This window comes from Kitasatospora sp. NPDC127060 (assembly GCF_042724935.1).
Lineage (GTDB): Bacteria > Actinomycetota > Actinomycetes > Streptomycetales > Streptomycetaceae > Kitasatospora.
In genome coordinates this window covers 21,395-46,860 of the sequence record NZ_JBHXEG010000007.1, presented here as the reverse complement: position 1 = coordinate 46,860, position 25,466 = coordinate 21,395, and the positions used below count along the sequence as shown (strand labels likewise).

27 protein-coding genes are annotated in these 25,466 nt (G+C 73.8%); 16 read left to right on the top strand and 11 right to left on the bottom strand.

Annotation, left to right across the window (positions count from 1 at the left end; all coding sequences use genetic code 11):
• Window positions 1–173: 173 nt before the first annotated feature.
• Genes ACFWIS_RS06460 through ACFWIS_RS06450 form a run of 3 tightly spaced genes read right to left on the bottom strand, consistent with a single transcriptional unit; the run spans window position 174 to window position 1,808 of the window.
• On the bottom strand, window positions 174–632 hold the full coding sequence (locus ACFWIS_RS06460) for a DUF6113 family protein (protein WP_380457890.1): 459 nt from the start codon (window positions 630–632) through the stop codon (window positions 174–176).
• Entirely contained in the window at window positions 629–1,558 is a 930-nt protein-coding gene (gene mshB / locus ACFWIS_RS06455) for an N-acetyl-1-D-myo-inositol-2-amino-2-deoxy-alpha-D-glucopyranoside deacetylase (RefSeq protein WP_380457888.1), read from the bottom strand. Before mshB ends, ACFWIS_RS06460 begins: the two co-directional genes overlap by 4 nt.
• Window positions 1,559–1,613: 55 nt before the next feature.
• Window positions 1,614–1,808 (bottom strand): DUF2304 family protein, encoded by a 195-nt coding sequence (locus ACFWIS_RS06450; RefSeq protein ID WP_030062563.1) that lies wholly within the window; start codon window positions 1,806–1,808, stop codon window positions 1,614–1,616.
• Between the two features lie 311 nt (window positions 1,809–2,119).
• Here ACFWIS_RS06450 and ACFWIS_RS06445 point away from each other — a divergent pair, with 311 nt between their 5' ends.
• From ACFWIS_RS06445 to ACFWIS_RS06425, 5 genes are all read left to right on the top strand, one after another.
• The gene (locus ACFWIS_RS06445; protein ID WP_380457886.1) at window positions 2,120–4,273 is read left to right on the top strand and encodes a prolyl oligopeptidase family serine peptidase; all 2,154 of its coding nucleotides are present in this window, start codon (window positions 2,120–2,122) and stop codon (window positions 4,271–4,273) included.
• A 180-nt stretch (window positions 4,274–4,453) separates the two neighbouring features.
• Window positions 4,454–5,416, top strand: a complete 963-nt coding sequence (locus tag ACFWIS_RS06440; RefSeq protein ID WP_380457884.1) for an ABC transporter ATP-binding protein — start codon at window positions 4,454–4,456, stop codon at window positions 5,414–5,416.
• Entirely contained in the window at window positions 5,413–6,135 is a 723-nt protein-coding gene (locus ACFWIS_RS06435) for an ABC transporter permease (protein WP_380457882.1), read from the top strand. The genes ACFWIS_RS06440 and ACFWIS_RS06435 overlap by 4 nt, the downstream gene beginning before the upstream one ends.
• A gap of 8 nt (window positions 6,136–6,143) precedes the next feature.
• Window positions 6,144–7,394 carry a sensor histidine kinase gene (locus ACFWIS_RS06430; protein WP_380457880.1) on the top strand — a complete coding sequence of 417 codons (1,251 nt, stop codon included), beginning with the start codon at window positions 6,144–6,146 and terminating at the stop codon, window positions 7,392–7,394.
• Between the two features lie 106 nt (window positions 7,395–7,500).
• Complete coding sequence (locus ACFWIS_RS06425) at window positions 7,501–8,130, top strand: response regulator transcription factor (RefSeq protein ID WP_380457878.1); 630 nt, start codon at window positions 7,501–7,503, stop codon at window positions 8,128–8,130.
• Between the two features lie 17 nt (window positions 8,131–8,147).
• Here the strand turns inward: ACFWIS_RS06425 and ACFWIS_RS06420 are convergent, their stop codons facing one another.
• Both ACFWIS_RS06420 and ACFWIS_RS06415 read right to left on the bottom strand, forming a co-directional pair.
• Window positions 8,148–9,056 (bottom strand): transglutaminase family protein, encoded by a 909-nt coding sequence (locus tag ACFWIS_RS06420; protein ID WP_380457876.1) that lies wholly within the window; start codon window positions 9,054–9,056, stop codon window positions 8,148–8,150.
• Window positions 9,057–9,087: 31 nt separating this feature from the next.
• Entirely contained in the window at window positions 9,088–10,035 is a 948-nt protein-coding gene (locus tag ACFWIS_RS06415) for a GNAT family N-acetyltransferase (RefSeq protein WP_380457874.1), read from the bottom strand.
• Between the two features lie 187 nt (window positions 10,036–10,222).
• On the opposite strand from ACFWIS_RS06415, the gene fdxA reads away from it, so the two are divergent.
• Window positions 10,223–10,549 carry a ferredoxin gene (gene fdxA, locus ACFWIS_RS06410; RefSeq protein WP_030287402.1) on the top strand — a complete coding sequence of 109 codons (327 nt, stop codon included), beginning with the start codon at window positions 10,223–10,225 and terminating at the stop codon, window positions 10,547–10,549.
• Window positions 10,550–10,569: 20 nt separating this feature from the next.
• Entirely contained in the window at window positions 10,570–11,718 is a 1,149-nt protein-coding gene (gene dapC / locus ACFWIS_RS06405; RefSeq protein ID WP_380457872.1) for a succinyldiaminopimelate transaminase, read from the top strand.
• Window positions 11,719–11,776: 58 nt separating this feature from the next.
• Here dapC and ACFWIS_RS06400 read toward each other — a convergent pair whose 3' ends face one another.
• Together ACFWIS_RS06400 and ACFWIS_RS06395 are read right to left on the bottom strand one after the other, a co-directional pair.
• Entirely contained in the window at window positions 11,777–12,580 is an 804-nt protein-coding gene (locus ACFWIS_RS06400; protein ID WP_380457870.1) for a hypothetical protein, read from the bottom strand.
• Window positions 12,581–12,889: 309 nt separating this feature from the next.
• Entirely contained in the window at window positions 12,890–13,957 is a 1,068-nt protein-coding gene (locus tag ACFWIS_RS06395; protein WP_380457868.1) for a hypothetical protein, read from the bottom strand.
• A 158-nt stretch (window positions 13,958–14,115) separates the two neighbouring features.
• On the opposite strand from ACFWIS_RS06395, the gene dapE reads away from it, so the two are divergent.
• A complete protein-coding gene (gene dapE, locus ACFWIS_RS06390) occupies window positions 14,116–15,192 on the top strand; it encodes a succinyl-diaminopimelate desuccinylase (RefSeq protein ID WP_380457866.1) in 1,077 nt (358 codons plus the stop codon).
• Between the two features lie 135 nt (window positions 15,193–15,327).
• Complete coding sequence (locus ACFWIS_RS06385; RefSeq protein ID WP_380457864.1) at window positions 15,328–16,137, top strand: TIGR00730 family Rossman fold protein; 810 nt, start codon at window positions 15,328–15,330, stop codon at window positions 16,135–16,137.
• A 178-nt stretch (window positions 16,138–16,315) separates the two neighbouring features.
• On the opposite strand, the gene folP is transcribed toward ACFWIS_RS06385, so the two are convergent.
• Window positions 16,316–17,128: a dihydropteroate synthase gene (folP, locus tag ACFWIS_RS06380; protein WP_380457926.1), complete on the bottom strand. Its 813-nt coding sequence runs from the start codon at window positions 17,126–17,128 to the stop codon at window positions 16,316–16,318.
• 180 nt (window positions 17,129–17,308) lie between these two features.
• Between folP and ACFWIS_RS06375 the strand changes: the two genes are divergently transcribed.
• Window positions 17,309–17,737, top strand: a complete 429-nt coding sequence (locus ACFWIS_RS06375) for a DivIVA domain-containing protein (protein ID WP_380457862.1) — start codon at window positions 17,309–17,311, stop codon at window positions 17,735–17,737.
• Window positions 17,738–17,742: 5 nt separating this feature from the next.
• Window positions 17,743–18,333 carry a DNA-3-methyladenine glycosylase I gene (locus tag ACFWIS_RS06370; protein ID WP_380457924.1) on the top strand — a complete coding sequence of 197 codons (591 nt, stop codon included), beginning with the start codon at window positions 17,743–17,745 and terminating at the stop codon, window positions 18,331–18,333.
• A 201-nt stretch (window positions 18,334–18,534) separates the two neighbouring features.
• On the opposite strand, the gene ACFWIS_RS06365 is transcribed toward ACFWIS_RS06370, so the two are convergent.
• Entirely contained in the window at window positions 18,535–19,335 is an 801-nt protein-coding gene (locus ACFWIS_RS06365; RefSeq protein ID WP_380457860.1) for an enoyl-CoA hydratase-related protein, read from the bottom strand.
• Between the two features lie 295 nt (window positions 19,336–19,630).
• Here ACFWIS_RS06365 and ACFWIS_RS06360 point away from each other — a divergent pair, with 295 nt between their 5' ends.
• The gene (locus ACFWIS_RS06360; protein WP_188303543.1) at window positions 19,631–19,798 is read left to right on the top strand and encodes a DUF3117 domain-containing protein; all 168 of its coding nucleotides are present in this window, start codon (window positions 19,631–19,633) and stop codon (window positions 19,796–19,798) included.
• Between the two features lie 117 nt (window positions 19,799–19,915).
• On the opposite strand, the gene ACFWIS_RS06355 is transcribed toward ACFWIS_RS06360, so the two are convergent.
• The gene (locus tag ACFWIS_RS06355; RefSeq protein ID WP_189915839.1) at window positions 19,916–20,548 is read right to left on the bottom strand and encodes an O-methyltransferase; all 633 of its coding nucleotides are present in this window, start codon (window positions 20,546–20,548) and stop codon (window positions 19,916–19,918) included.
• A 288-nt stretch (window positions 20,549–20,836) separates the two neighbouring features.
• Between ACFWIS_RS06355 and sigE the strand changes: the two genes are divergently transcribed.
• From sigE to ACFWIS_RS06335, 4 genes are all read left to right on the top strand, one after another.
• Window positions 20,837–21,565, top strand: a complete 729-nt coding sequence (sigE, locus tag ACFWIS_RS06350; RefSeq protein ID WP_380457922.1) for an RNA polymerase sigma factor SigE — start codon at window positions 20,837–20,839, stop codon at window positions 21,563–21,565.
• Entirely contained in the window at window positions 21,562–22,593 is a 1,032-nt protein-coding gene (locus ACFWIS_RS06345) for an anti-sigma factor family protein (RefSeq protein WP_380457858.1), read from the top strand. The genes sigE and ACFWIS_RS06345 overlap by 4 nt, the downstream gene beginning before the upstream one ends.
• 125 nt (window positions 22,594–22,718) lie before the next feature.
• Entirely contained in the window at window positions 22,719–23,153 is a 435-nt protein-coding gene (locus tag ACFWIS_RS06340) for a sec-independent translocase (protein ID WP_380457856.1), read from the top strand.
• A 201-nt stretch (window positions 23,154–23,354) separates the two neighbouring features.
• Window positions 23,355–24,032 (top strand): hypothetical protein, encoded by a 678-nt coding sequence (locus ACFWIS_RS06335; RefSeq protein ID WP_380457854.1) that lies wholly within the window; start codon window positions 23,355–23,357, stop codon window positions 24,030–24,032.
• 224 nt (window positions 24,033–24,256) lie between these two features.
• On the opposite strand, the gene ACFWIS_RS06330 is transcribed toward ACFWIS_RS06335, so the two are convergent.
• Window positions 24,257–25,417 (bottom strand): Mrp/NBP35 family ATP-binding protein, encoded by a 1,161-nt coding sequence (locus ACFWIS_RS06330; protein ID WP_380457852.1) that lies wholly within the window; start codon window positions 25,415–25,417, stop codon window positions 24,257–24,259.
• Between the last annotated feature and the right edge of the window lie 49 nt (window positions 25,418–25,466).

The window sequence follows — 25,466 nt, the reverse complement described above, 5'->3', positions numbered from 1 at the left end:
GGGGCAAACGGCGGTCGGGTACGACGTACTGCGGGACCACCATACTGGGAAGAACTGAGCGGTGAACGGCTTCGGACAGATCCTGATACGTCCGGTTCCTCCGGTATGAGAGTACGGCGGAGTGGTCCTGACTGCGCGTTGTGCGCGCCACCGTACGCGGCCGACCGCCGGGATCAGCGAGGGGGGTTGGGCACCCCGGGGAACCAGCTGGTGCGGGTCGGCAGGGTGGCGCAGATCACGCCCAGGATCGAGCCGACGAACAGCCAGGCCAGCGAGGTGGCGTTGGACCAGAGCACGTTGTCGCCCTCCGGCCGGGGCACCATCAGCAGCAGCATCGCCAGGAACCAGCCGGCCGCGGGCATCGCGGCGCCCAGCCGGGTGCCGGTGACCCGCAGGCCCGCGTAGAAGGTCGCGGCGGTGGCGGCGAGCGCCAGCAGAACCCCCACGGGCGGCCACAGGGCCTGCACAAAGGATCCGCACACCGACACCGCGACGCCCAGCAGGAAGAACAGGACATACGCCGCGATCCGGGCGGCGCGCGGGGGTTGGGGCTCGGCCAGCCGTTCGTCGCGGGTGCCGAGGACGGCCACCGCGATCGAGCGGCTCTTCGGCTTGGCGGCGGGCGCGGTCATCGGGCGTTCCCCTCGCTGGGAGTCGGGTCGGTGCCCGGGGCCGCGGAGTCGCCCTCCAGGCCCGCGAACAGGTCGCGTTCGGGTCGTTCCGCACCGGCCCGCCCGCGCACCAACTGGTAGTACTCGGTGGCGAACAGCGGCTGGCCGAGGTGGTTGGAGAGCGCGAAGGAGGCGCCGGCCACGGTGATCTGGGTGGCGTGCGCGGCCATCGCCGCGGCCTTCCGCTCGGCGTAGCCGGTGCCGTCCAGCACGGTGGTGACCACCTCGTCGGCCACCACCCCGGGGACGTCGGCGGGTTGGGCGACGCCCGGGAAGGACGCCTCGGCGGCGGTCGCGGCGAGCCCGGCGTCGAGCACCGAGCCGGGCATCCGGTTCCAGTACACCTTGGCGATCCGCCAGGGGGCGCCGAGTTCGGGTCGGTGCGCCGGATCGGCGGCCAGCTCGTGGGCGCGCATCGCGACTCGGTGTGCCTGGATGTGGTCCGGGTGCCCGTAGCCGCCGTTGTCGTCGTACGTGACCAGCACCTGCGGGCGCACCTCGCGGATCACCGCGACCAGGTGGCCGGCCGCCTCGTCCACGTCGGCCCGCCAGAAGCAGCCGGGGGCGTCGTTGTCGGGCACGCCCATCATCCCGGAGTCGCGGTAGCGCCCCGGGCCGCCGAGGAAGCGGAAGTCGGTGACGCCGAGGGCGCGCATCGCCTCGGTCAGCTCGCCGATCCGGTGCGCGCCGAGGGTGTCGTCCCGATCAGCCGTCAGGTGGGCCAGCGCGGGTGGGATCACCTCGCCGCCCTCGCCGAGGGTGCAGGTCACCAGGGTCACCCGGGCGCCCTCGGCGGCGTACCTGGCCATGGTGGCGCCGTTGCCGATCGACTCGTCGTCGGGGTGGGCGTGCACCAGGAGGAGGCGGCGGCCGGTAGTCGCGGTCATGGGAGGAAGCCTAGGGCCTGTCGGCGGCAGGCCCTTGTCCACGGGCCGGAACGGGTCAGAGCTTCAGGCCGTTGATCATTCCGGCGAGATTGCTGGTGACCTGGCTGATCGACGGTGCGATCGAGCTGGAGGCCAGGTAGAAGCCGAGCAGTGCGCAGACGATGGCGTGTGCCAGCTTGAGGCCGGAGCGGCGGATCAGCACCACCACGATGACGAGCATCAGCACGGCTGCGGAGATGTTCATGGCCATGTGGGCTCATACCCCTTCTCGGGCGCCGCCCGCTGGGGAGGGCGGCGGTGGGACCGTACGGGAACCGGGGTGGGGTGACCGTGGCCCGGGACGGGGCCGACGATCACTCGCCTGACCAGTCATACCCGATGAGTAAGGGGAGCGTTACATTCAGTGAGTCCGCGCGCGCCGGGGCACGGGGGCACTGGTGGGGCGCATGGGCCGGTCGGAGGGGGTGTGGGCCCCTTTGGGGCGTACCCGGGGGTGATGCTCCGAACGAGTGATCGTCAGTCACCCGACTGTGGGAGTCGGCCGTCGTAGGGTCTGGTGCCATGACCTCCCACACCCCTGCGGACACCTTCCCCCGGCAGTACGCGCGGACCCTGCGCTACACCGTCGGCGCCCCCCGCTCCTTCTCCGTCGCCCCGGACGGCTCGCGGGTCGTCTTCCTGCGCTCGCGATCCGGCAGCGACCGGGCCAACCTGCTCTGGACCCTCGACACCGCCACCGGCGAGGAGCGGATCGCCGCCGACCCGGCCGTGCTGCTCGGCGGCGGCGAGGAGGACCTCTCGCCGGCCGAGAAGGCCCGCCGCGAGCGCAGCCGGGAGGGCTCGGCCGGCATCGTCGGCTACGCCCTGGACGCGGCCGGCGCCCGGGCCGCCTTCGCGCTGTCCGGCCGGCTGTTCACCGCCGACCTCGCCTCCGGCGGCACCGCCGAACTGCCCGCCGTGGGCCCGCTGCTGGACCCGCGGCTGTCCCCGGACGGCACCCACGTCGCCTACGCCAACACGGCCGGCGAACTGCGGCTGACCCGCACCGACGGCGGCGGCGACCGGGCCCTCGCCGAGCCGGACGGCCCGAACGTCACCTGGGGCCAGGCCGAGTTCATCGCCCAGGAGGAGATCGACCGCGACCGCGGCTTCTGGTGGTCCCCCGACGGCGAGCGGCTGCTGGCCGAGCGCGCCGACGACAGCCCGGTGCGCCGCTGGTGGATCGCCGACCCGGCCAACCCGGACCGCGAGCCCGCCGAGGTCGCCTACCCGGCGGCCGGCACCGCCAACGCCGAGGTCGGGCTCTGGGTGCTCGACCTGCACGGCGGGCGCACCGAAGTGGTCTGGGACCACGAGGCCTTCCCGTACCTGGCCCGGGTGCACTGGTCCGAGGGCGGCGTGCCGCTGCTGCTGGTCCAGTCCCGCGACCAGCGCAGCCAGCGGGTGCTCGGCCTGGACGTGGCCACCGGCGCCACCGAGGTGCTGTTCGAGGAGCAGGACGAGGCCTGGCTGGAGGCCTTCCCGGGGGTGCCCGCGTGGACCCCGGACGGCAAGCTGGTCCGGATCTCCGACCAGGACGGCGTGCGCGCCCTGGTGGTCGGCGACCAGGCCGTCACCGGCGCCGACCTGCACGTCCGCTCGGTCGTCGCGGTCACCGAGCGGGAGGTGTTCTTCAGCGCCGCCGGCGGCGCCGGGGAGACCGACCCCGAGCCCGGCTGGATCGCCGTCGGCCGGATCAGCCACGACGGCAAGCAGCTGGCCTGGGAGTCCGCCAACGGCCGCCCGTTCACCTCCGTCACCAGCGCGGTGCACGCCGGCGGGATCACCGTCCGGGCCACCGCCGAGCCCGACCTGCCCGGCACCCTGGTGCAGGTCGCCCGGGACCTCCCGGAGGGCCTGGTGGTCGACGACGTCGCCACCGTCACCTCGTACGCCGAGACCCCGGTCCTCACCGCCCGCCCGGTCTTCCGCTTCGCCGGGGAGCGCCGCATCCCGGCCGCCGTCTTCCTGCCCACCGGCTACGACCGCGAGCGGGACGGCCTGCTGCCCGTCCTGATGGACCCGTACGGCGGCCCGCACGGCCAGCGCGTCGTCCAGGCGCACAACCCCCACCTCAACTCCCAGTGGTTCGCCGACCAGGGCTTCGCGGTGGTCGTCGCCGACGGCCGCGGCACCCCCGGGCGCGGGCCGGCCTGGGAGAAGTCCATCGCCTTCGACTTCGCCGGGGCCACCCTGGACGACCAGGTGGACGCGCTCCGGGCGCTCGCCGGGGAGTTCCCGCTGGACCTCGACCGGGTGGCGATCCGCGGCTGGTCGTACGGCGGCTACCTCGCCGCGCTCGCCGTGCTGCGCCGCCCCGACGTGTTCCACGCGGCGGTGGCCGGGGCGCCGGTGACCGACTGGGAGCTGTACGACACCCACTACACCGAGCGCTACCTGGGCCACCCGGCCGAGCGGCCCGAGGTGTACGGGGCGAACTCGCTGACCGGGTACGCGGCCGGGCTGGAGCGCCCGCTGATGATCATCCACGGCCTGGCCGACGACAACGTGGTGGCCGCCCACACCCTGCGGCTCTCCTCGGCGCTGCTCGCCGCCGGCCGCCCGCACACCGTGCTGCCGCTCTCCGGCGTCACCCACATGACCCCGCAGGAGGAGGTCGCGGAGAACCTGCTGCTGCTCCAGGTCGAATTCGTGAAGCGCTCGCTGGGGCTGTAGCACCCCTGACCAGCCGATCCGGCGGCCGGTACCCGTGGACGGGGTGCCGGCCGCCGGCATGACATCCGTCATACCGAAGGCACGACGGCCGACACTGCCGCCGGCCCCCGCCCGAGCGGGACCCTGAAGTGGTGCGGACAGCACCGCACGCGACACCACCAGGGAAGAGGAGCCGGGCGAATGGTTACCGAGGTGGCCGCCTTCCGCGGCGTCGGCAAGAGCTACGGGCGGGTGCGCGCCGTGGACGGACTGGACCTCGTGCTGCGGCCGGGCGAGACCGTCGCCCTGCTCGGCCCGAACGGCGCCGGCAAGTCCACCAGCCTGGACCTGCTGCTCGGGCTGCGGGAGCCCGACCAGGGCAGCGTCACGCTGTTCGGCGGCACCCCGCGGGCGGCGATCGAGGACGGCCGGGTCGGCGCGATGCTGCAGAGCGGCGGGCTGATGACCGACGTCAAGGTCCGCGAACTGGTCGAACTCGCCTGCAAGGTGCACCCGCGCGGCCGGTCGGTCACGGAGGTGCTGACCGACGCCGGGATCACCGAGCTCGCCGAGCGCCGGGTGGACAAGCTGTCCGGCGGCCAGGAGCAGCGGGTCCGCTTCGCCCTGGCGATCGCCGGCGACAGCGACCTGATCGTGCTGGACGAGCCAACCACGGGCATGGACGTCAGCGTCCGGCAGGCGTTCTGGGCGAGCATGCGGGCCCAGGCCGACGCCGGGCGCACGGTGCTGTTCGCCACCCACTACCTGGAGGAGGCCGACTCGATCGCCGACCGCGTCCTGGTGCTGCACCGGGGCCGGCTGATCGCCGACGGCAGCTCGGCGGAGATCAAGGCGCGCGCAGGGGCCCGCCGGATCGCCTTCGAACTCCACGACGCCGACGTCGCCGCGGACGCCGCCCGCTTCGACGAGGCCGTGCTGCGGGCCCTGCCGGGCGTGCAGTCGCTGGACGTCACCGCCCGCGTCCCGGGGGTGCGGACGGTACGGATCCGGACCTCGGACGCCGACGCCAGCATGGCCGGCATCTACCGGGCGGGCCTGTACCCGCGCGGGCTGGAGGTCGCCGGGGTGGGCCTGGAGCAGGCCTTCCTGACCATCACGGGCGAGCTGGACAAGCAGGACCTGGCAGAGGAGAGCGCGCGATGACCACCCTGATCAAGCTGGAGATCCTGCGGACCCTCCGCAACCGGCGCTACCTGTTCTTCACCGTCGTCTACCCGGCGCTGATGTACGTCTTCTTCATCAACGCCTACGGCTCCGGCAACCAGGCCGGCGGCCTGCCCGTGAAGACCTACTTCATGGTCTCGATGGCCACCTTCGGCGCGGTCGGCGCGGTGCTCACCGGCAGCGCCCAGCGGATCTCGCTGGAGCGCAAGAGCGGCTGGACGCGCCAGCTGCGGCTGACCGCCCTGCCGGGCCGGGCGTACACCGTCGGCAAGATCGCGGCGACCGCGGTGACCACGCTGCCGGCGATCCTGGTGGTCTTCGCGGTCGGCGCGAGCCAGGGCGTCTCGCTGAGCGTGCCGCAGTGGATCGGGCTGGCGGTCGCGCTCTGGCTGGGCAGCTTCGTCTTCGCCGCGCTGGGGGTGGCGCTGGGCTACGCGGCGGCGCCGGACGCGGTGCAGCCGATCGTGATGATCACCTACATGGCGATGGCGCTGCTCGGCGGCACCTGGTTCCCGGTGAGCGGTTCGCTGGAGAGGTTCGCCCGGTTCAACCCGGTGTTCCTGTACAACAAGCTGGCCACCTTCACCCAGCCCGGCCACTCGCTGGACCTGGCCGCCGTCTCCGGGCTGGTCGCCTTCTTCGCGGTGTTCGTGGCCGCCGCCACGGTCCTGTACCGGCGTGACACCCGCCAGGCATGATGATCCACATGAGTGACGAGCGCCGGACCCGACGCCCCGACGAGTCGACGGAGGCGGGTCCGGCGCGCGCGTCCTTCATGAACGTCCCCGGCGCCCCGGTCGAGACCCGGAGGCAGCTGATGGTCAAGGTCGCCTGGATGCTGCTGTGGATGATCTACCTGGCCTACCCGGCGAGCGACCTGGTCAACGGCGGCCACAGCCCGGCCGGGCAGGCGATCGGCTGGGTCTGCCTGGCGGTCTTCGTGGTCGCCTACGTGCTGCTGGTGTTCTTCCGCTCGCAGGCCGGGATGAAGCCGCGGGCCTGCCAGGTGATCGTCGGGACGATGATCGTGCTCGCGGTGGGCTCCTCCTTCGCGCTCGGCGGCGCTTTCCTCACCATGTTCATCTACGCCTCGGTCTGCCTCGCGGTCGTCACCCCGCCGAACCTCGCGCCGCGCGCGCTCGTCGGCATGGCCGTGCTCACCGCCGCGACCGGCGTGCTGATCCACGCCGGGAGCGACAACGTCACCACCTTCGCGTTCAGCGCCTTCCTCTCCGGCGTCGCGATGACCGGCCTGCAGCGGCTGGTGGCCACCATGAAGGAGCTGCGCGAGGCCCGGGCCGCCGTCGCCCACCTGGCCGCCTCCGAGGAGCGGCTGCGGCTCGCCCGCGACCTGCACGACCTGCTCGGGCACTCGCTCTCGCTGATCACCCTGAAGAGCGAGCTGGCCGGCCGGTTCATGGACGCGGGCAAGGACGAGGCGGCCCGGGCCCAGGTCGCCGACATCGAGCAGGTCGCCCGGCAGTCGCTGATCGACGTGCGCGAGGCGGTGACCGGCTTCCGCCGCCCCACCCTGCCGGTCGAACTGGCCGCCGCCCGTACCGCGCTGTCCGCCGCGCAGGTCCGCCTGGAGGCCGCGCCGGAACTGGTGGACGCCTGGCCGTCGCTGGCCGACGAGGAGGCGGGCGCGCTGGCCTGGGCGCTGCGCGAGGCCGTCACCAACATCGTCCGGCACGGCGAGGGCGCCACCGTCTGCACCGTGACGGCGGACGAGAGCTGGGAGGGCAGCGGCGAGCGGTACGCCGTCCTGGAGATCACCGACGACGGGCGCGGGCCGGGCAAGTCCCAGCCGGGGAACGGGCTCTCCGGGCTGGGGGAGCGCCTCGCCCTGGTCGGCGGGCGGCTGGAGACCGGCCCGGGACCGCGCGGCAAGGGCTTCCGGGTCCGGGCCTCGGTGCCGCTGCGCACGGTGCCGGCGCCGTCCCCGCAGGTTCCCTAGCTCTCCGGTGCCAGGGCGCGGTGGTGGCGGACTGCGGGGCGGTCGTCGATGAGCGCCCGAACATCCCCACCCGTTCCGCCGGGTGACAGGCCATAAGGTCTTGGCCATGGGTAACGCAGAGAACAGTCCCTCGATCCGCGTGCTGCTCGCCGAGGACCAGGGGATGGTCCGGGAGGCGCTGGCCGCGCTGCTCGGGCTGGAGGGGGACATCGACGTCGTCGCGCAGGTGGGCCGCGGGGACGAGGTGGTGGCGGCGGTGCTGGCGAACGACGTGCAGGTCGCCGTGCTGGACATCGAGATGCCGGGGATGACGGGCATCGAGGCGGCCGCCGAACTGCACCGCCGGTCGCCCGGGACGAAGGTGGTCATCGCGACGACCTTCGGCCGGCCCGGCTATCTGCGCCGGGCGATGGAGTCCGGCGCGGACGCCTTCCTGGTGAAGGACGCGCCCGCCTCCGAGCTGGCCGAGGCGATCCGCCGGGTGCTGCGCGGCGAGCGGGTGATCGACCCGGCGCTGGCGGCGGCCGCGCTGGCGGAGGGCGCCAACCCGCTGACCGCGCGCGAGCGGGACGTGCTGGGCGCGGCCTCGGACGGCGCGGTGAACGCGGACATCGCCAGGCGGCTGCACCTGTCGGAGGGGACGGTCCGCAACTACCTCTCGATGGCGATCCAGAAGACCGAGGCCCGCAACCGCACCGAGGCGGTCCGGATCGCCCGGGAGAAGGGCTGGCTGTAACTCCGTCGGTTTGCGGCTCAGTTGAGCCGGTGGCGGGCCGCCCGGGCCTCCTGGCGGACCTTCGCGGCGGTGTCCGGGTCGAAGGCGTCCAGGATCCGCGCGTAGTCGTCCATCTCCGCCGCGCCGCCGAGGAAGTCGCCCATCCGCACCAGGAGTTCGGCCCGCTCCAGGCGGAGCTGGGCCGGGTGCCGGGGGAGCAGCAGGGCGAGTTCGGTGGCCCACAGCTGGGTGCGGGCCTGTTCGGGCCGCTCGGCGGCCCAGACCCGGATGTTGCCGAGCACCCGCAGCACGATGTCCAGCGGCTGGGCGGGGGTGAGCAGGGTGGGGGTGAAGTCGTGCCCGGAGGCGGCGACCAGCCGTTCGACGTCGGCCGGGTCGAGCAGCCGTCCGCCGTGGAACGGGTCGGCGAGGACGTACTCCTCGCCGCCGCCCGGGCCGCCGACCGCGACGATGAAGTGGCCGGGCAGGGCGATGCCGTGGACGGTGAGCCCGGCGCGCCGGCCGACCGCCGCCCAGACCAGCGAGAGCATGATCGGCAGGCCGCGCCGCCGGCGCAGCACGTCCGGCAGCAGTGAGGACTCCAGCCGCCGGTAGTCGGACTGCCGCCCGTGGAAGCGTTCCCGCCCGCCGAGCACGGCGGCGAGCAGGGCGGCGGTCTCCTCCGGCCCGGACGGTGAGCGTTCGGCCACGGCCTGCCGGACGGCCGTCGCGTGCCGGTCGAGGGCGGCCTCGCAGGCGGCCAGCACGGTGTCCACGCCGGGCGGATCGCCCGGATCGCCCGGGTCGAGGACGGGGTCGTGCTCGGCGGCGGCGAGCAGGCAGAGCAGCACCGGGTCGGGCTGCTCGGCGCGGGCGGCGGTCCGGAAGCGGTCTCTGCTCTGCTCGGTCACGGTGACGGCGACGGCCTTCGTACGACGGACGGACAAGCGGACATACCAGGATGGAACGGTCGGGCGGCTACTCCTGGGGAAGGAGCGCGTAGTGGTAAGTGTGACTGGTCGTGAAGCCGAGTCCGTCATAGAGCGCGATCGCGGCCTCGTTGCCGGCCTCGACCTGCAGGTACGCGCCGCTCGCGCCCTCCTCCGCCGCGCGGGCCGCGAGCACCGCCATGACCGCCGTCGCCAGCCCGGCCCGGCGGGCGTACGGCTGCACCTCGATCGCGCCGAAGCAGGCCCACGGGCCGTCGATGACGCAGCGTCCGATCGCCAGCGGCGGCTGTCCGGGGGCGCCGGGCACGGTGGCGAACCAGACCGAGGGGCCGCCGTGCAGGACGTGCCGGGCCGCCGCGCGCACCGCCGGGTCCTCGCTCAGCTTCCCGTACAGGGACAGCCAGCCGTCGTCGGCCGTTCGCGAGAGCCGCACCCGCCCGTGCCCGGCGCCGGTCCGGGCCAGCGCGGCCAGCGGGGCGGTGCGCACCGTGGTGGGGGAGCGCGGCGGGCCGAGCAGCGGCCGGAGCTCGTCGGCCGTCCCGGGGGTGACCACCTCGACCAGGGCGGGCAGTCCGCGCGCCGCGTACCAGTCCCGGACGACGGCCAGCGCCCCGGGCAGCGGCATGCCCGGGTCGCCGAGCGCCTGGACGGAGTTGGCCCGCTGGGTGAACCCGGCCGCGGCGCGCAGCGTCCACGCGCCGAGCGCCTCCTGTTCGACCCCGGGCCAGCCGCGCCCGGCGGTCCGCTGCAGTTCGACCGGGGTGGCGGCGGGGAGCGGCGCGCGCCGGGCCGGGAACGGCGGCACGACCTTGCCCGCGACCAGCAGCTTCTCCGGGAAGGTGACCGGCCCGCCGGAGCGGGGCTCGACCGTCAGCCCTTGATCGTCCCACGATGTGAGCACGCCGATCACATCGCGGAACACCGGGCGGTCGTCCACGAACTCCGAGAGGCGTCGCGCGGAGACTCGAAGTCCCACGTCAGAGCGATCTATCCGGACTTCCGGACGGCTCTCCCGCTGGTCTCGGGTCATGATCCGGCCACCTCCTGTGCATTTGCCTGCTCCGACCCGCGATACTAGGGGCGGGCATCGACGACGCCGCGCTCACCGCGCACGGCAGCAGAACAGAACGGGCCGCCAGGCCCTTCCGAGGAGGAACGACAGCGTGACCTACGTCATCGCGCAGCCTTGTGTCGACGTGAAGGACAAGGCGTGCATCGAAGAGTGCCCGGTTGACTGCATCTACGAGGGCCAGCGCTCCCTCTACATCCACCCGGATGAGTGTGTCGACTGTGGCGCGTGCGAGCCGGTCTGCCCGGTCGAGGCGATCTTCTACGAGGACGACACCCCGGAGGAGTGGAAGGACTACTACAAGGCGAACGTCGAGTTCTTCGACGACCTGGGCTCGCCCGGTGGCGCCTCGAAGCTCGGCCTGATCGAGCGGGACCACCCGTTCATCGCCGCTCTGCCGCCGCAGAACGCCGACCACTGACGATCGGTGGCTACTGAGCTGTGAACACCAACAGCACGCGCGCGCCGTTCCCGGGCCACCCGGGGGCGGCGCGCCGCGTTTCCGACCGGCTCCCCGTGTTCCCCTGGGACAAGCTGGAGCCGTACAAGGCCACCGCCCTCGCCCACCCCGGCGGCCTCTGCGACTTCTCCGTCGGCACCCCCGTGGACCCCGTCCCCGAGGTGATCCAGAAGGCACTGGCCGCGCACAGCGACACGCCCGGCTACCCGACCGTCTGGGGCCCGCTGGAGCTGCGCGAGACGATCGCCGGCTGGCTGCACCGCCGCTGCGGCGCGGAGATCGGCCCGCGGGCCGTCCTGCCGACCGTCGGCTCCAAGGAGCTGGTGGCCTCGCTGCCGACCCAGCTCGGCCTCGGCCCGGGTGACCAGGTCGCCTACCCCCGGCTGGCCTACCCGACCTACGAGGTGGGTGCACGGCTGTGCGGCGCCGAGCCGGTCGAGTACGACTCGGTGGACGAGCTGGACGGCTCCCGGGTGCGCCTGCTCTGGGTGAACTCGCCGTCCAACCCGACCGGCCGGGTGCTCGGCGCGGACGAGCTGCGCCGCGCCGTCGAGTGGGCCCGGGAGCACCGGGTGCTGCTGGTCAGCGACGAGTGCTACTTCGAGCTGGGCTGGGAGGCCGAGCCGGTCTCGGTGCTGCACCCGGACGTCTGCGGCACCGACCACGAGGGCCTGCTGGCCGTCCACTCGCTCTCCAAGCGCTCCAACCTGGCCGGCTACCGCGCCTCCTTCGTGGCGGGCGACCCGGTGGTGGTCCAGGAGCTGCTGGGGCTTCGCAAGCACGGCGGCATGATCGTGCCGGCGCCGGTCCAGGCGGCGACCGTCGCGGCGCTGACGGACGACGCGCACGTGGCCGAGCAGCGGGAGCGGTACGCGGCCCGGCGCTCGGCGCTGCGGGCGGCGCTGGAGGCCTCCGGCTTCCGGGTCGAGCACTCGGAGGCGAGCCTCTACCTGTGGGCGACCCAGGACCGCCCGTGCTGGGAGACGGTGGCCGAACTGGCCGCGCTGGGCATCCTGGTGGCGCCCGGTGACTTCTACGGGCCGGCCGGCGGCGAGTTCGTCCGGGTCGCGTTCACCGCGACGGACGAGCGGGTCGCCGCGGCCGTGGAGCGGCTGACCGCGGCACGCTGACGGTACGACGGAAGGGGCCGGTGTTCCGAACGGAACACCGGCCCCTTCGGCGTCGGGACTACAGCGGCAGGCCGCTGATGCTGCCGCCGTTCACGCCGCCCAGCAGGCCGCCGACCGGGCCGAGCGCGCCGGTCAGGCCGGACAGCGGGTTGTTCGGGCCGAGGTCGGCGCCGCCGAGCCGGTTGGCCGAGCCGTGCTCCGCCAGGCCCAGCACGTCGGTGCCGGGCAGGCCGCCGGGCAGCGCGTGCTCGACCGGGCCGAGCGGCAGGGCGCGCTCGACCGCGCTGGTCGGCAGCGCGTCGGTGACGGCGTTGGTGCTGGGGACGGCGCCGGAGAGCTTGTCGGCGCCGGGCAGCGCGTGGGCGAGTGCGCCCGCCTGGCCGAGACCGCCGACCGGGCTGGTGCCGGCTTCGGCGCTGCGGGTGCCCATGCCCTTGCCGGTCACGGCCTCGCCGAGCTTGCCGGCCAGGGCCGAGGCGACCTTCGGGGTGACGGCGGAGAGCTGGCCGGTGGTGGCGGCGGTCTGGTCGACCGGCGCGGTCAGCGAGCTGGCCTTCTCGTTCGCCTCGGGGAGCTGGTGGGCGACGATGTTGCCGGCGGCGTCGGCGGAGGCCGGTACACCCGCGGCGACGGTGGCGGCGCCGGTGGTGCCGGCCGCCTGGCCGAGCTGGTGGGTGGTGTGCTGCAGGGTGGAACCGGTGTCGGTGTTGGTCAGCTGGCCCAGCGGCGCCGCGAGGTCGCTCTTGGGAAGCAGGGCGTCCCCGCCCAGTGCGGACGCGGAGCCGGCCGCGACCAGCGGGGTCGCTCCGGCCGCCACGACGAGCGCGGCCTGGGCGATCCGGCGCGTGAGGGGGTGAGACATGAGGCTCCTCGAAGGGGTCTGGGTCCGTCCCGTCCGCCGGGTGGACGACCCGGGTGCGGACGGGACCTGGCGGACGACCTTGTTACCGCTTGAGAAGCCAGAAGGTTTCGGCCGGTGCAAGGAAATAGCCTGACTGACCATCAGATCGTAGGACCGCAGCGGTGGTCCTTCCCGGCCTTGCCGGAGGCCGTCGGACCGGCTCCGGCCAAGGGAAGTGACGGTTCTCCGGCCGGGGTCGCCGGAACGGACGGCCGGTCCACCGCAGTTGACCGGAATCACCCGTCCGGCGGCAACCCGAACGTGTGTCCGTCAGCCCTTCCCGTACGGGGCCAGGGTGACCTGGACGAGCTTGGCGGACGTCCCCGAGGTCTGGTTCTGCCAGCCGTCCTCGGACTCGGACTTGCGCCAGATCTTCCCGTCGTAGGCGACCGTCGCGATGCCCAGCTGCTGGGCCTGGGCGACCGCCCAGTGGGCCACCTCCCAGCCGCTGGCTCGCTCGGCGCCCGCCCCCGCGTCGGCCCCGGTGTCCGCCGAGGTGGTCAGCGCGGCGGTGGCCGGATCCGGGGTCAGCGCGACGGCGTTCTCCGCGCCCTTGATCGTCGAGGCGTAGCCGGCGGCCGGGGTGACCGTCTTGCCGAACTCCCGGCGCACCCGGTCCGACAGCACCTGGGCGCGGTCCGGCTGGGCGGCCGGGGCGGCCGAGGCGCCGGCGGTCGGCGACGGCGAGTCGGCCGGGTCCGGCTTGGCGTAGTCCTTCACCACGCAACTGAACGAGGCGGGCTCCCGGCCGGCCAGCGCCGAGGCGAGCAGGGTCGCCTTGGTCTCGTGCTTGGCGTACGCCTGCGGGTAGCCGCTCTTCTGCACCGCCTGGGCCGCGTCGGTCAGCGGCATCCTGGTGTAGCCGGGCACCTTGACCAGGCCGTCCAGGAACTTGTTGGTCGCGTACACCGGGTCCGCGATCTGGTCCGGGGTGCCCCAGCCCATCGAGGGCCGCTGCTGGAACAGGCCGATCGAGTCCCGGTCGCCGCCCGCGAGGTTGCGCAGCTTGGACTCCTGCATCGCGGTCGCCAGCGAGATCGCCGTCGCCCGGTCCGGTAGCCCGCGCGCACGCGCCACCGCGGCGATCGTCGCCGCGTTGGCGGCCTGCGGCAGCTCCAGCGTGCCGCTGCCGGCCGCGGTCTTCACCGTGCACTCCTCCGAGGCGCCCTGCCGGAACCCGAACCACCAGATCCCGACCACCGCCAGGCCCGCGACCATCGCCAGGCCCAACAGCCCGACCAGCACGAGCAACAGCGCACGCACCGGACCGCGGCGGCGGGGCGCCACATCATCGCCCAGCTCCTCGCCCAGCTCATCGCTGTGCCTTCTCCTGGCCACCGTCGCCCCTCTCGCGCCCTGCCTGCTTGATCCGACACCGTACCCACTCGGACGGATGTGCGGCGCACTCCGGTTGCCGATCCACGGGCGTTCCGCGTCACAGGACGACCACACCGGGTGCACGACCGCCGGGCCGGGACACGCCCTAGGCTGGCGCCATGAGCAGCCCGAACCCGACGCCCCTGGACCTGACCCTCGACGGCGGCACGCTGACCGCCCGGCTCGTCGACTTCCCCTCGGTGAGCGGCGACGAGCAGGCACTCGCCGACGCCGTCGAGGCCGCCCTGCGCGGCTACCCCCACCTGACCGTGGACCGCCACGGCAACAACGTGGTGGCCCGCACCAACCTGGGCCGCGCCGAACGCGTCGTGCTGGCCGGCCACCTGGACACCGTGCCGATCGCCGACAACCTGCCCTCGTACGTCGACGACGACCTGCTCTACGGCTGCGGCACCTCGGACATGAAGTCCGGTGTGGCGGTGGCGCTGCGGCTCGCCGCCACCCTGCCCGAGCCCAACCGCGACCTCACCTACGTGTTCTACGACTGCGAGGAGGTGGAGGCCGACCGCAACGGCCTCGGCCACCTCGCCAAGGACCACCCGGACTGGCTGGCCGCCGACTTCGCGGTGCTGATGGAGCCCAGCGGCGCCATGGTCGAGGGCGGCTGCCAGGGCACCCTGCGGGCGCAGCTGCGGCTCACCGGCGTGCGCGCCCACGCGGCCCGCAGCTGGCTCGGCGACAACGCCATCCACCACGCCGCCGAGGCGCTCACCCGGCTGGCGAACTACCGGCCGCGCCGGGTGGAGATCGACGGCCTGGAGTACCGCGAGGGCCTCAACGCGGTGCGGATCGACGGCGGCGTGGCCGGCAACGTGATCCCGGACGAGTGCGTGATCACCATCAACTTCCGCTACGCGCCGGACCGCAGCGAGGCCGAGGCGGAGAAGCACGTCCGCGAGGTCTTCGACGGCTTCGAGCTGACCGTGACCGACTTCGCCCCGGGCGCCCTCCCGGGCCTCTCCCAGCCCGCCGCCCAGGCCTTCCTGGCAGCCACCGGCGGCCAGGCCCGCGCCAAGTTCGGCTGGACCGACGTCGCCCGGTTCAGCGCGCTCGGCGTCCCGGCGGTCAACTACGGCCCCGGCGACCCGGACTACGCGCACAAGCGGGACGAGCACTGCTCGCTGACCGCCATCGCCGAGACCGAGGCCCGGCTGCGCGCCTGGCTGACCAGCTGACCAGCTGACCAGCCGACCAGTCGAAGCAGAAGACGTTCGAGGCCGATCCGTCCGGGTCGAACGCCATCTTCCGGTTGCCCAACCGACCTTCCCCCGTTGCCTGAAAACGGGGGAGGGCGGGCGTAGGGTTTCGTCATGACAGGCACAGGAGACGACAAGCACTACGGACACGGCCCCGAGCAGGTCGGCGTGCCGCGGAAGAAGAAGGCCTGGCCCGAGAAGCAGAAGGGCCCGGTGCTGGTGCGCCGGGACCAGGTCGGCACCAGCACCACGGACCAGCGCCTGCTGGACACCACCGGTCCCACCGACTGGCTGCACACCGACCCCTGGCGGGTGCTGCGGATCACCTCCGAGTTCGTCGAGGGATTCGGCGCCCTGGCCGAACTCCCGCCCGCGATCAGCGTGTTCGGTTCGGCCCGGACCCCGGCGGACTCTCCCGAGTACGAGGCCGGGGTGACCATCGGCCGGGCCCTCGCCGAGGCCGGCTACGCGGTGGTCACCGGCGGCGGCCCGGGCGCGATGGAGGCCGCGAACCGCGGCGCCTCGGAGGGCGGCGGCCTCAGCGTCGGGCTCGGCATCGAGCTGCCCTTCGAGCAGGGCCTCAACGAGTTCGTCGACCTCGGGCTGAACTTCCGCTACTTCTTCGTCCGCAAGACGATGTTCGTGAAGTACGCGCAGGGCTTCGTGGTCCTGCCCGGCGGACTCGGCACGCTGGACGAGCTGTTCGAGGCGCTCACCCTGGTGCAGACGAAGAAGGTCACCCGCTTCCCGGTGATCCTCTTCGGCAGCGCCTACTGGGGCGGCCTCTACGAGTGGCTGAAGAACACCCTGGTCGCCCAGGGCAAGGCGGCCCCGCACGACCTGGAGCTGTTCCACATCACCGACGAGATCGACGAGGTCCTGAAGATCCTCGCCGAGGCCCGCCGGCCCGCCGACGAGATCTAGCGCGAGCGAGCCGAAGGGGCGCGCCGGTGCCGGAAGGCGAGGAGCGACCGGCGAGGCACGAGCGCCGGAGCGACGACCGTCGGCACCGGGGCCGGGCGCCCCGGAGGCGAGCCGAGCGCCAGATGCTCGGACGAGCGAGCGTCAGAAGGAGGCGAGCCGAGCGCCGGAGGGGAAAGCCTCAGGCCAGCCCCCGGCGGGCGACCGCCGGGGGGCGGGTGCCCCGGATCGAGGCGACCATGTCCAGCACCTGGCGGGTCTCCTCGACCTGGTGCACCCGGTAGACCTGGGCGCCCAGCCAGGCCGAGACCGCCGTGGTGGCCAGGGTGCCGAGCAGCCGCTCGTTCACCGGCCGGTCCAGGGTCTCGCCGACGAAGTCCTTGTTGGAGAGCGAGACCAGCACCGGGAAGCCGGTCGCGGTCATCTCCGGCAGCCGCCGGGTGGCCTCCAGCGAGTGCCGGGTGTTCTTGCCGAAGTCGTGCCCCGGGTCGATGATCACGGCGTCCCGGCGGACGCCCAGCTCCACCGCCCGCTCGGCCAGTCCGACGGTGACCCGCAGGATGTCCGCCATCACGTCCTCGTACCCGGCCCGGTGCGGCCGGGTGCGCGGCTCGGCGCCGCCCGCGTGGGTGCAGACCAGCCCGGCGTCGTACCGGGCGGCCACCTCGGCGAGCCGGGGATCGACCCCGCCCCAGGCGTCGTTCAGCAGGTCCGCGCCCACCTCGCAGACCGCCTCGCCTACCTCGTGCCGCCAGGTGTCCACGCTGATCACCGCCTCGGGGTGGCGCTTGCGCAGCTCGGCCACGAACGGCACGGTGCGCCGCAGTTCCTCCTCGACCGTGACCTCGTCGCCCGGGCCGGCCTTCACCCCGCCGATGTCCAGGATCGCCGCGCCCTGGGCCATCGCGCGGTCGGCTGCGGCGAAGGCGGCCTCGTCGGCGAAGGTCGCGCCCTTGTCGAAGAACGAGTCAGGGGTCCGGTTCACGATGGCCATGATCACCAGCTCGTCGTCACCGAATTCGCGCGGTCCCAGGCGCAGTGCCACCGATGTCTCCTCCACAGCTCCTGCGGGTGCGATGATGGCCCCCGGCCTCACTAGGGACCATGCTGTCATGATCAGCCCGGTTCCCTGGCACCTCGGAGGAGGCCGACCGGGAGTTCGGGAGGACAGCTCGTGTTCTGGGTGATCGTGGTCGCCATGGCCGTGGTGGTCGGCGGCGCCGCGCTGGTGGCGCTCGGCGGTGGCGGCTCGATGCCGGAGGCGGTGCCGGACCGCATCGCCGCCCGGCTGCCGCAGGACCGGCCGCTGACCAAGACGGACGTGGACGAGCTGCGCCTGCCGATGGCCGTGCGGGGCTACCGGATGGACGAGGTGGACGACGTCCTGGACCGCCTCGGTGCCGAACTCGCCTACCGCGACTCGCGGATCGCCGAGCTGGAGGCCGCCGCCCACCTGCGCGGCGCGGTCGAGGCCGGCACCGCCCCCGACCCGGCCGCCGAACCCCTGCCCGGCCTGGAGCAGTTCGCCGCGGTGGTCGAGCCCGCGGTGGCGCTCACCAAGTCGCAGGCCCCCGAGGACGCTAAGCCGGTGAAGGAGAAGTGACCGCGGTGACCGACGGCGCCGTCCTCGGTGCGGACGGCCTGCGCCGCTGCGGCTGGGGCGACTCCACCGACGACTACCGGGTCTATCACGACACCGAGTGGGGCCGGCCGGTGCACGGCGACGACGCCCTGTTCGAACGGGTCTGCCTGGAGGCCTTCCAGTCCGGCCTGTCCTGGCTGACCATCCTGCGCCGCCGGGAGGGCTTCCGGGCCGCGTTCGCGGGCTTCGAGATCGGCAAGGTCGCCGAGTTCGGCGAGGCCGACAAGGAGCGGCTGCTCGCCGACGCCGGCATCATCCGCAACCGGGCCAAGATCGAGGCGGCGATCGCCAACGCCCGGGTCGCCCGCGACCTGGACGGCGGCCTCGACGCGCTGATCTGGCAGTTCGCCGCCGACCCGGACCGGCCGGCCCCGCGCACGCTGGGCGAGGTGCCGGCCGTCACCCCCGAGTCGACGGCGCTGGCGAAGGCGCTGAAGAAGGCGGGCTTCCGCTTCGTCGGCCCGACCACCGCCTACGCCCTGATGCAGGCCTGCGGCCTGGTCGACGACCACCTGGCGGACTGCCACGTCCGCGCCGGCGGGGCGGAGAAGCGCTAGGCCCTGTCTTCAGACTCCCGTCTGCGGGCCGCCGCCGGGGCACGCACCTCGCCGCGTCGTCGGTCGCCGATGCGCTGCATCGGGCGCCGCCCCCAGCCTCCGGCCGGGAGGTGCCCCCCACCACCTCCGCCTTGCGACGCACGCACCCCAACGCCGCCCCGCCCGCTCTCCGGGCGGACGACGGGAGTTCGAAGACAGGGCCTAGCGGCCCACGTACTCGGGCTTCTCCTTGGCGATGAAGGCGCGTACCGCGATCCGGTGGTCCTCGCTCTCCCCGGCCAGGGTCTGCAACTCGTCCTCCTTGTCCAGCAGTTCGTCCAGCGAGTGCGAGGCGCCGTACGCCAGCGACTCCTTGATGGCGCCGTAGGCCACCGTCGGGCCCGCGGCCAGCTCGCGGGCGAAGACCCGCGCGGTGGCCGCGAGTTCGTCGGCCGGCACGACCTTGGTGGCCAGGCCCAGCTCCATCGCCTCCGCGGCCTTGACCGTCCGGGGCAGCATCAGCAGCTCGGTGGCCTTGGCGTGTCCGACCAGCCGGGGCAGCGTCCAGGACGCGCCGGAGTCGGCGGTCAGGCCGATCCCGGCGAAGGCGGTGTTGAAGCCGGCCCGGTCGGAGAGGATCCGGAAGTCGCAGGCGAAGGCGAGCGAGGCGCCCGCGCCGGCCGCCACCCCGCCGACCGCGGCGACGGTCGGCTTGCGCATCCCGGCCAGCGCGCGGGTCAGCGGGTTGTAGTGCTCGGCGACGGTCCGCAGCGCGCCCTCACCGGTCTCCTCGAAGCGCTTCAGCAGCGCCAGGTGCTCGTTGAGGTCCTGTCCGACGCAGAACGCCCGCTCGCCGGCCCCGGTCAGCAGCACCGCCCGCACCGCCGGGCTCCCGGCGGCCTCGGTCACGGCGTCGCGCAGCGCGACCTTGGTGGCCACGTCCAGGGCGTTCATCGCCTCCGGGCGGTTGATGGTGATGACGGCCAGGCCGCCGTCCAGCTCGTACAGCACGGAATCGGACATGGGGGAGGGCTCCCTAAACGGTCGTCGCGTCGGTGGTCGTGCCAGGATGCCGGAGCGGAGGGCCGCCTGGGAGTGTGAGGTATCGCACCTTCCGGTGGTGCCCCCACCGCCGCCACGCCGGGGCTTATGGCGCCAATTGCGACGGTTGCGGCCGGTCCGGCCGTGGATGCACCGAGAGTGATGTTGGTCATCAGGCCGTGGCATGCGGGATAATGGCTTCCGATCAATGCGTTCGATACCGGCGGTGGACGGACTGCCGGTGCGTAGCTGAGCGGTTGCAGGAAGGGGAACGAGCATGGCGGCCATGAAGCCGCGGACGGGTGACGGCCCGCTCGAAGTCACCAAAGAGGGGCGAGGCATCATCATGCGCGTTCCGCTCGAAGGCGGCGGACGCCTCGTGGTGGAGCTCACGCCTGACGAGGCCGACGCCCTGGGCGATGCCCTGAAGAAGGTCACCGGCTGACCGCAGCGGGTGCTCGCCGTCTCCTGGAGACGTACTGCCGGGCCCGGGTACGACGTCACGTCGGCCCGGGCCCGTGCGTTCTCCCGGTGCCCCCCGCGGGCCCCGGGGCGTGCCCGGCTAGCGCTTGACGGCGCAGAGCAGTCCGTCCGAGACCGGCAGCAGTGCGGGCAGCAGCGCCTCGCTCTCCCGGACGTCCCGGACGAGGTCGCGCACCGCGCCGGTCTGCGGGTCCTGCAGCTCGGGCTCGGCGAGCCGGCCCTCCTGGAAGACCCCCTCGAAGCAGACCATCCCGCCCGGCCGCAACAGCCGCAGCGACTCCAGCAGGTACTCGCGGGACTCGGCCGGGTCCCCGTCGCAGAACACCAGGTCGTATTGGCCGTCGGCGAGCCGGGGCAGCACGTCCAGGGCCCGGCCCGGTATGAACCGCGAGCGGTTGGCCGCGAACCCGGCCGCCTGGTAGGCCTCGCGGGCCAGTTGCTGGCGCACCGGCTCGGAGTCGACGGTGGTGAGCACGCCGTCCGGCCGCATCCCGCGCAGCAGGTAGACCCCGGACACCCCGGTGCCGGTGCCGATCTCGGCCACCGCCTTGGCGTCCAGGGCCGCGGCCAGTAGGCGCAGGCAGGCTCCGCCGCTCGGCCCGATGGCCCGTATCCCGGTCCTCGCGGACTGGGCCCGGGCGTAGGTCAGCACCGCGTCCTCGCCCACGTAGGTGTCGGCGAGGGCCGCGCGCGCGGGCCCGAACTCGCTGATGGCTGCCTCTTTCGGAGCCCCGGGTGGCGGCCCGGTGCGGAGGGATGTCGATATTTCCTGCCACAGGTTACTGGCCGGGCGGGAACCGCGTACGGCGGCGGGCCGTTGTCACTGAGGACCGGGTGCGCAAGACCTCCCGGACACTTTTATCCGGGCTTGACGGGTGAGGTGGATATGGTGGTGGCCCTGCTGGGCAGAAGAGCCGACCGAGGAGGTGTGGCCGAGGGCGACGTCCCTGTGCGGCGGCACTTCCGCGGCACCGCGTCGGCCCGTACGCCGAAGCCCGTGATGAACCAGCCTGCGCACTCCGACCTGGACCAGCCCGCCGCCGAGACGCCGGCCGCCGGTACCACCGAGGCCCCTGTCCTCGCGACCTTCGCCGAAGGTCCCGACGCGCAGACCTGGACTCCTCCCACGTGGGAGGAGATCGTCGAGGCCCACAGCGCCCGCGTCTACCGCCTGGCCTACCGCCTGACGGGCAACCAGCACGACGCCGAGGACCTCACCCAGGAGGTCTTCGTCCGGGTGTTCCGTTCGCTGTCCACCTACACCCCCGGCACGTTCGAGGGCTGGCTGCACCGGATCACCACCAACCTGTTCCTGGACATGGTCCGCCGCCGCCAGCGCATCCGCTTCGACGCGCTCGGCGAGGACGCGGCCGAGCGGCTCGCCTCCCGCGAGCCCAGCCCGGCCCAGCACTTCAGCGACACCCACTTCGACGCCGACGTGCAGCAGGCCCTGGACACCCTCGCCCCGGAGTTCCGCGCCGCCGTGGTGCTCTGCGACATCGAGGGCCTCTCCTACGAGGAGATCGCCGCCACGCTGGGCGTCAAGCTCGGTACCGTCCGTAGCCGCATCCACCGCGGCCGCTCCCACCTGCGCGCCGCGCTCAAGCACCGCGCCCCCGGCTCGGCCCCGGGCCGCGAGCGCCGCGGCGGTTCGGAGGAGCCGGTGCCGGTCGGTGTCGCCGTCGAGGCCGCGACTGCGCCCGGCGGGCGCGGACGGAGGCGATCGTGAGCGGAACCAGCCGGTCCGGCCCGGACCGTTCGGATGCGTCCGACCGGTCCTCGGCCTGGCGGAGCTGGGCACTGCCGGGCCGTCGCGGCACCGAGGACCCGGTGCTCGGCGAACCCGGCGACCCCCTGCCGCCCGCCCTCCCGCTGCCCGCCGACACGGCACTGCGCGCGGTCCCCGTACGGCCCGCCGAACCCGCGGCCGAGGAACACCACCTCGGCGACCGGCTGTCCGCCTTCCTGGACGGCGAACTCGGCCACGACTCCCGCGAGCGGGTCCTGGCCCACCTGGCGACCTGCCCGCAGTGCAAGGCCGAGGCCGACGAGGGCCGCTCCGTCAAACACCTGCTGACCCGCACCGACAACCCCGGCCCCTCCTCCGCGCTGATGGCCCGGCTGATGGCCGTCGGCAGCCTCCCGGAGGACGCCCCGGCGGACGCCGACTGGCCGCCGCGCGGGCGCGGCCGGGACGACGACGACCTGCCCGGCGGCGGAGTGGGCGCCACCGGCACCCTCGGCGGCAGCCGGCTCGACGGCGGCTCCTTCGGCCGTGGCGCCGGCGCCTCCTTCGGCGCGGGCGCGCTCGGCGCCGACACCCCCGTCCCCGGGTTCGACCCGCGCGCCTTCGGCCGCGGCTCGGTGCTGCGGCCGCTGATGGGGCGCCGCACCGCCCGTCCGGAGGCCGTCGCCCGGCCCGACCGCGCCGCCGCCCGTCCGCAGCCCGCCGCGGCCGCCGTACGCCCCTCCGCGGCCCGCGGTCGCCGACTGGTGTTCGCCGCCGCCGGCGCCTTCTCCGTCGCCGCGGTCACGCTCGGCGGCGTCGGGGGGCTCACCCAGGGCGAGGAGCAGCACGGCACCACGGTCAGCCCGGTGGGCGGCACCACCGGCCGCACCGGCCTGGTCCCGATGAACGCCCAGGTCCCGGTGGACTTCCCGGGCCGCCCGGTGGCCGCCACCCGCGAGGCGAAGCCGTCCTCCTCCCCGGAGCGCTACCCCGGCAGCATCGCCGCCCTGCGCCAGCAGATCCGTTAGCGAACCCCTTCGCTCGCCCAGGCCACCGGCCGGTCTTTACCACGGCTTCATCCCGCTGTGGGCCAGGGACCCGCCGGTGGCCATTACCCTGTAGGAACCGTCGTCCGACGAGCTAGGGAGCAAAGGTGTTCAGCGACGTAGGTGGGCTGGAGATCCTGACCCTGATCGTGATGGCGATCATCATCTTCGGCCCCGACAAGCTGCCGAAGCTGATCCAGGACACCATGGGCTTCATCCGGAAGATCCGTTCCTTCGCGGACAACGCGAAGGAGGACATCCGCAGCGAGCTCGGGCCCGAGTTCAAGGACTTCGAGTTCGAGGACCTCAACCCCAAGACCTTCGTCCGCAAGCAGCTCATCGGTGACCAGCAGGACCCGCTGGGCCTGAAGGACATGAAGGAGTCGCTCGACATCCGCTCCGTCCTGGACGACAAGCCGGCCGCGCCGGTGAACGGCCGGGCGGGCAGCGTGAGTTTCGACAAGGCCGCCCCGGCTCCCGCCTCCGCCGGCGCCCCGCTGCAGCCCGGCGAGCGGCCCCCGTTCGACCCCGACGCGACGTAGCGGCACCGACACCACCGCCCCGCCCGGCCGCCCGGCTGAGCGGGGCGGCGGCGTGCGCGCCGCTATTGTGCTGATTGTTCCCGCTGAGCCGTCCGTCACATCCGCGTCCGCGCGGACCAGGAACGGCCTCCGGGAACGCCGAGGTACGCCACCATGGGAGCGCGCCACGGCAGGCACACGTGCGTTTGAGGAGGCCCGGGGATGGACGCGACGAGTCAGGCGGGAGGGGCGACGGTCACGGCCGGCGGCCCGGTGGTCGGCGGGCAGGCAGGCCCGGCGGACCCGCTGGTGCCCTACCTGTCCGCCGACTTCCCCTGGTACGGCCTGGACGACGGCTGGACCGGCCGCCGCTACCTGATGCAGGCCGGCGCCGGCGTCCCCCGCGGCGGAGCGGCCGGCAGCGTCGACTACGGCACCCTCGGCCACGGCGACGAGCCCGCCAAGCAGTTCGAGCCGCGCGACGTACGGAAGTTCGCCGTCGTGGTCACCGTCGCCCGCCGGGACAGCCGCCGCAGCGCCGACAACACCGGCACGCTGGAGGCGACCTCCGCCTCCTCCGCCGCCTGGCTGGCCGGCTCCGGCCTGCTCGCCGCGACCTGGCCGGGCCAGCTGGACCGCACGCTGCGCCAGGACTGGCTGGACCAGCAGAGCAACCTGGCCTGGGACCTCGCCGACGACCTGGCCGGCCCCGGCTGGTCCACCCTGAGCCTGCCGGTCAACGGCCTGCCGCAGCCGTTCCGCTACCGCGAGTCCGAGTACGGCTGGGTGCTGGCCGGCGAGGCCCCCGGCGTGCTGCTCGGCGCCTTCGGCCGGGGCGTCAGCGCGTACGGCGTCGGCTTCGCCACCGTCCCCGACCTGGGCGGCTACGCCCGCCCGTAGGGCCCCTGGGGACGCCCGAGGGCCCGGGTGGAGATCCACCCGGGCCCTCAGTTACTCGCCCGCTCGTCTCCGGGCCGCTCGGACCCGGTGCCGACGGTCGGCGCTCCGGCGCTCGTGCCTCGCTGGTCGCTTCTCCCTTTCGGCACCGGCGCGCCCCTTCGGCTCGGGGCGGGGGCACTCGCCCGCTCGTCCGTCCGCCCGCTCGGGGCGGGGGAGGTACGGCCTCAGAACTTGTTCTTGGGCGTCAGGCCCAGCGACATGCCGGAGAGTCCGCGCTGGCGGCCGCCGAGCTTGCCGGCCACGGCGCGCAGGGCGACGCCGGCCGGGGAGTCGGGGGCGGCCAGGACGACCGGGCGGCCGTCGTCGCCGCCCTCGCGCAGCCGGACGTCGATCGGGATCGAGCCGAGCACCGGGACGGTCGCGCCGACCGTGCGGGTGAGCGCGTCCGCGACGGTCTGGCCGCCGCCGGTGCCGAAGACGTCGATCATCTCGTCGCAGTGCGGGCACGGCATGCCGGACATGTTCTCGATCACGCCGACGATCTTCTGGTGGGTCTGCACCGCGATGGTGCCGGCCCGCTCGGCCACCTCGGCGGCGGCCATCTGCGGGGTGGTGACGATCAGGATCTCGGCGTTGGGGACCAGCTGGGCCACCGAGATCGCGATGTCGCCGGTGCCGGGCGGCAGGTCCAGCAGCAGCACGTCCAGGTCGCCCCAGTACACGTCGGCGAGGAACTGCTGAAGCGCCCGGTGCAGCATCGGGCCGCGCCACACCACCGGGGCGTTGCCCGGGGTGAACATGCCGATCGAGATGACCTTCACGCCGTTCGCCTGCGGCGGCATGATCATGTCCTGGACCTGGGTCGGGCGGCCCTCGACACCCAGCATGCGCGGCACGCTGTGGCCGTAGATGTCGGCGTCCACGACGGCGACCTTCAGCCCGTCCGCGGCCATCGCGGCGGCCAGGTTGACCGTCACCGAGGACTTGCCGACGCCGCCCTTGCCGGAGGCGACGGCGTAGACGCGGGTCAGCGTGCCCGGCTTGGCGAACGGGATCTCCCGCTCGGGGGCGCCGCCGCGCAGCAGCTGGGAGAGCTCCTTGCGCTGCTCGTCGCTCATCACGTCCAGCTCGACCTCGACGCCGGTCACGCCGGGCACCCTGCCGACCGCCTCGCGGACCCGGGTGACGATGGTGTCGCGCATCGGACAGCCGGAGACGGTCAGGTAGACCGCGACGCTCACCGCGCCGTCCTCGGCGATCCCGACCGATTTCACCATGCCGATCTCGGTGATCGGGCGGTTGATCTCCGGGTCGTTGACGGTCGCCAGCGCCTGGCGTACGGACTCTTCCGTGACGCCGGCCGCGACCTCTGTCTCGTTGGCCATGCCTTGATGGTACGGCGCCCGGCGAACCGCTTAACCGGCCGGTAGCGTG

Coding starts and splice junctions, on each gene's coding strand:
- ACFWIS_RS06460 (WP_380457890.1), bottom strand. CDS start 632: ATGACCGCGCCCGCCGCCAAGCCGAAGAGCCGCTCGATCGCGGTGGCC.
- mshB (WP_380457888.1), bottom strand. CDS start 1,558: ATGACCGCGACTACCGGCCGCCGCCTCCTCCTGGTGCACGCCCACCCC.
- ACFWIS_RS06450 (WP_030062563.1), bottom strand. CDS start 1,808: ATGGCCATGAACATCTCCGCAGCCGTGCTGATGCTCGTCATCGTGGTG.
- ACFWIS_RS06445 (WP_380457886.1), top strand. CDS start 2,120: ATGACCTCCCACACCCCTGCGGACACCTTCCCCCGGCAGTACGCGCGG.
- ACFWIS_RS06440 (WP_380457884.1), top strand. CDS start 4,454: ATGGTTACCGAGGTGGCCGCCTTCCGCGGCGTCGGCAAGAGCTACGGG.
- ACFWIS_RS06435 (WP_380457882.1), top strand. CDS start 5,413: ATGACCACCCTGATCAAGCTGGAGATCCTGCGGACCCTCCGCAACCGG.
- ACFWIS_RS06430 (WP_380457880.1), top strand. CDS start 6,144: ATGAGTGACGAGCGCCGGACCCGACGCCCCGACGAGTCGACGGAGGCG.
- ACFWIS_RS06425 (WP_380457878.1), top strand. CDS start 7,501: ATGGGTAACGCAGAGAACAGTCCCTCGATCCGCGTGCTGCTCGCCGAG.
- ACFWIS_RS06400 (WP_380457870.1), bottom strand. CDS start 12,580: ATGTCTCACCCCCTCACGCGCCGGATCGCCCAGGCCGCGCTCGTCGTG.
- dapE (WP_380457866.1), top strand. CDS start 14,116: ATGAGCAGCCCGAACCCGACGCCCCTGGACCTGACCCTCGACGGCGGC.
- ACFWIS_RS06385 (WP_380457864.1), top strand. CDS start 15,328: ATGACAGGCACAGGAGACGACAAGCACTACGGACACGGCCCCGAGCAG.
- folP (WP_380457926.1), bottom strand. CDS start 17,128: ATGGCCATCGTGAACCGGACCCCTGACTCGTTCTTCGACAAGGGCGCG.
- ACFWIS_RS06365 (WP_380457860.1), bottom strand. CDS start 19,335: ATGTCCGATTCCGTGCTGTACGAGCTGGACGGCGGCCTGGCCGTCATC.
- ACFWIS_RS06360 (WP_188303543.1), top strand. CDS start 19,631: ATGGCGGCCATGAAGCCGCGGACGGGTGACGGCCCGCTCGAAGTCACC.
- sigE (WP_380457922.1), top strand. CDS start 20,837: ATGAACCAGCCTGCGCACTCCGACCTGGACCAGCCCGCCGCCGAGACG.
- ACFWIS_RS06335 (WP_380457854.1), top strand. CDS start 23,355: ATGGACGCGACGAGTCAGGCGGGAGGGGCGACGGTCACGGCCGGCGGC.
- ACFWIS_RS06330 (WP_380457852.1), bottom strand. CDS start 25,417: ATGGCCAACGAGACAGAGGTCGCGGCCGGCGTCACGGAAGAGTCCGTA.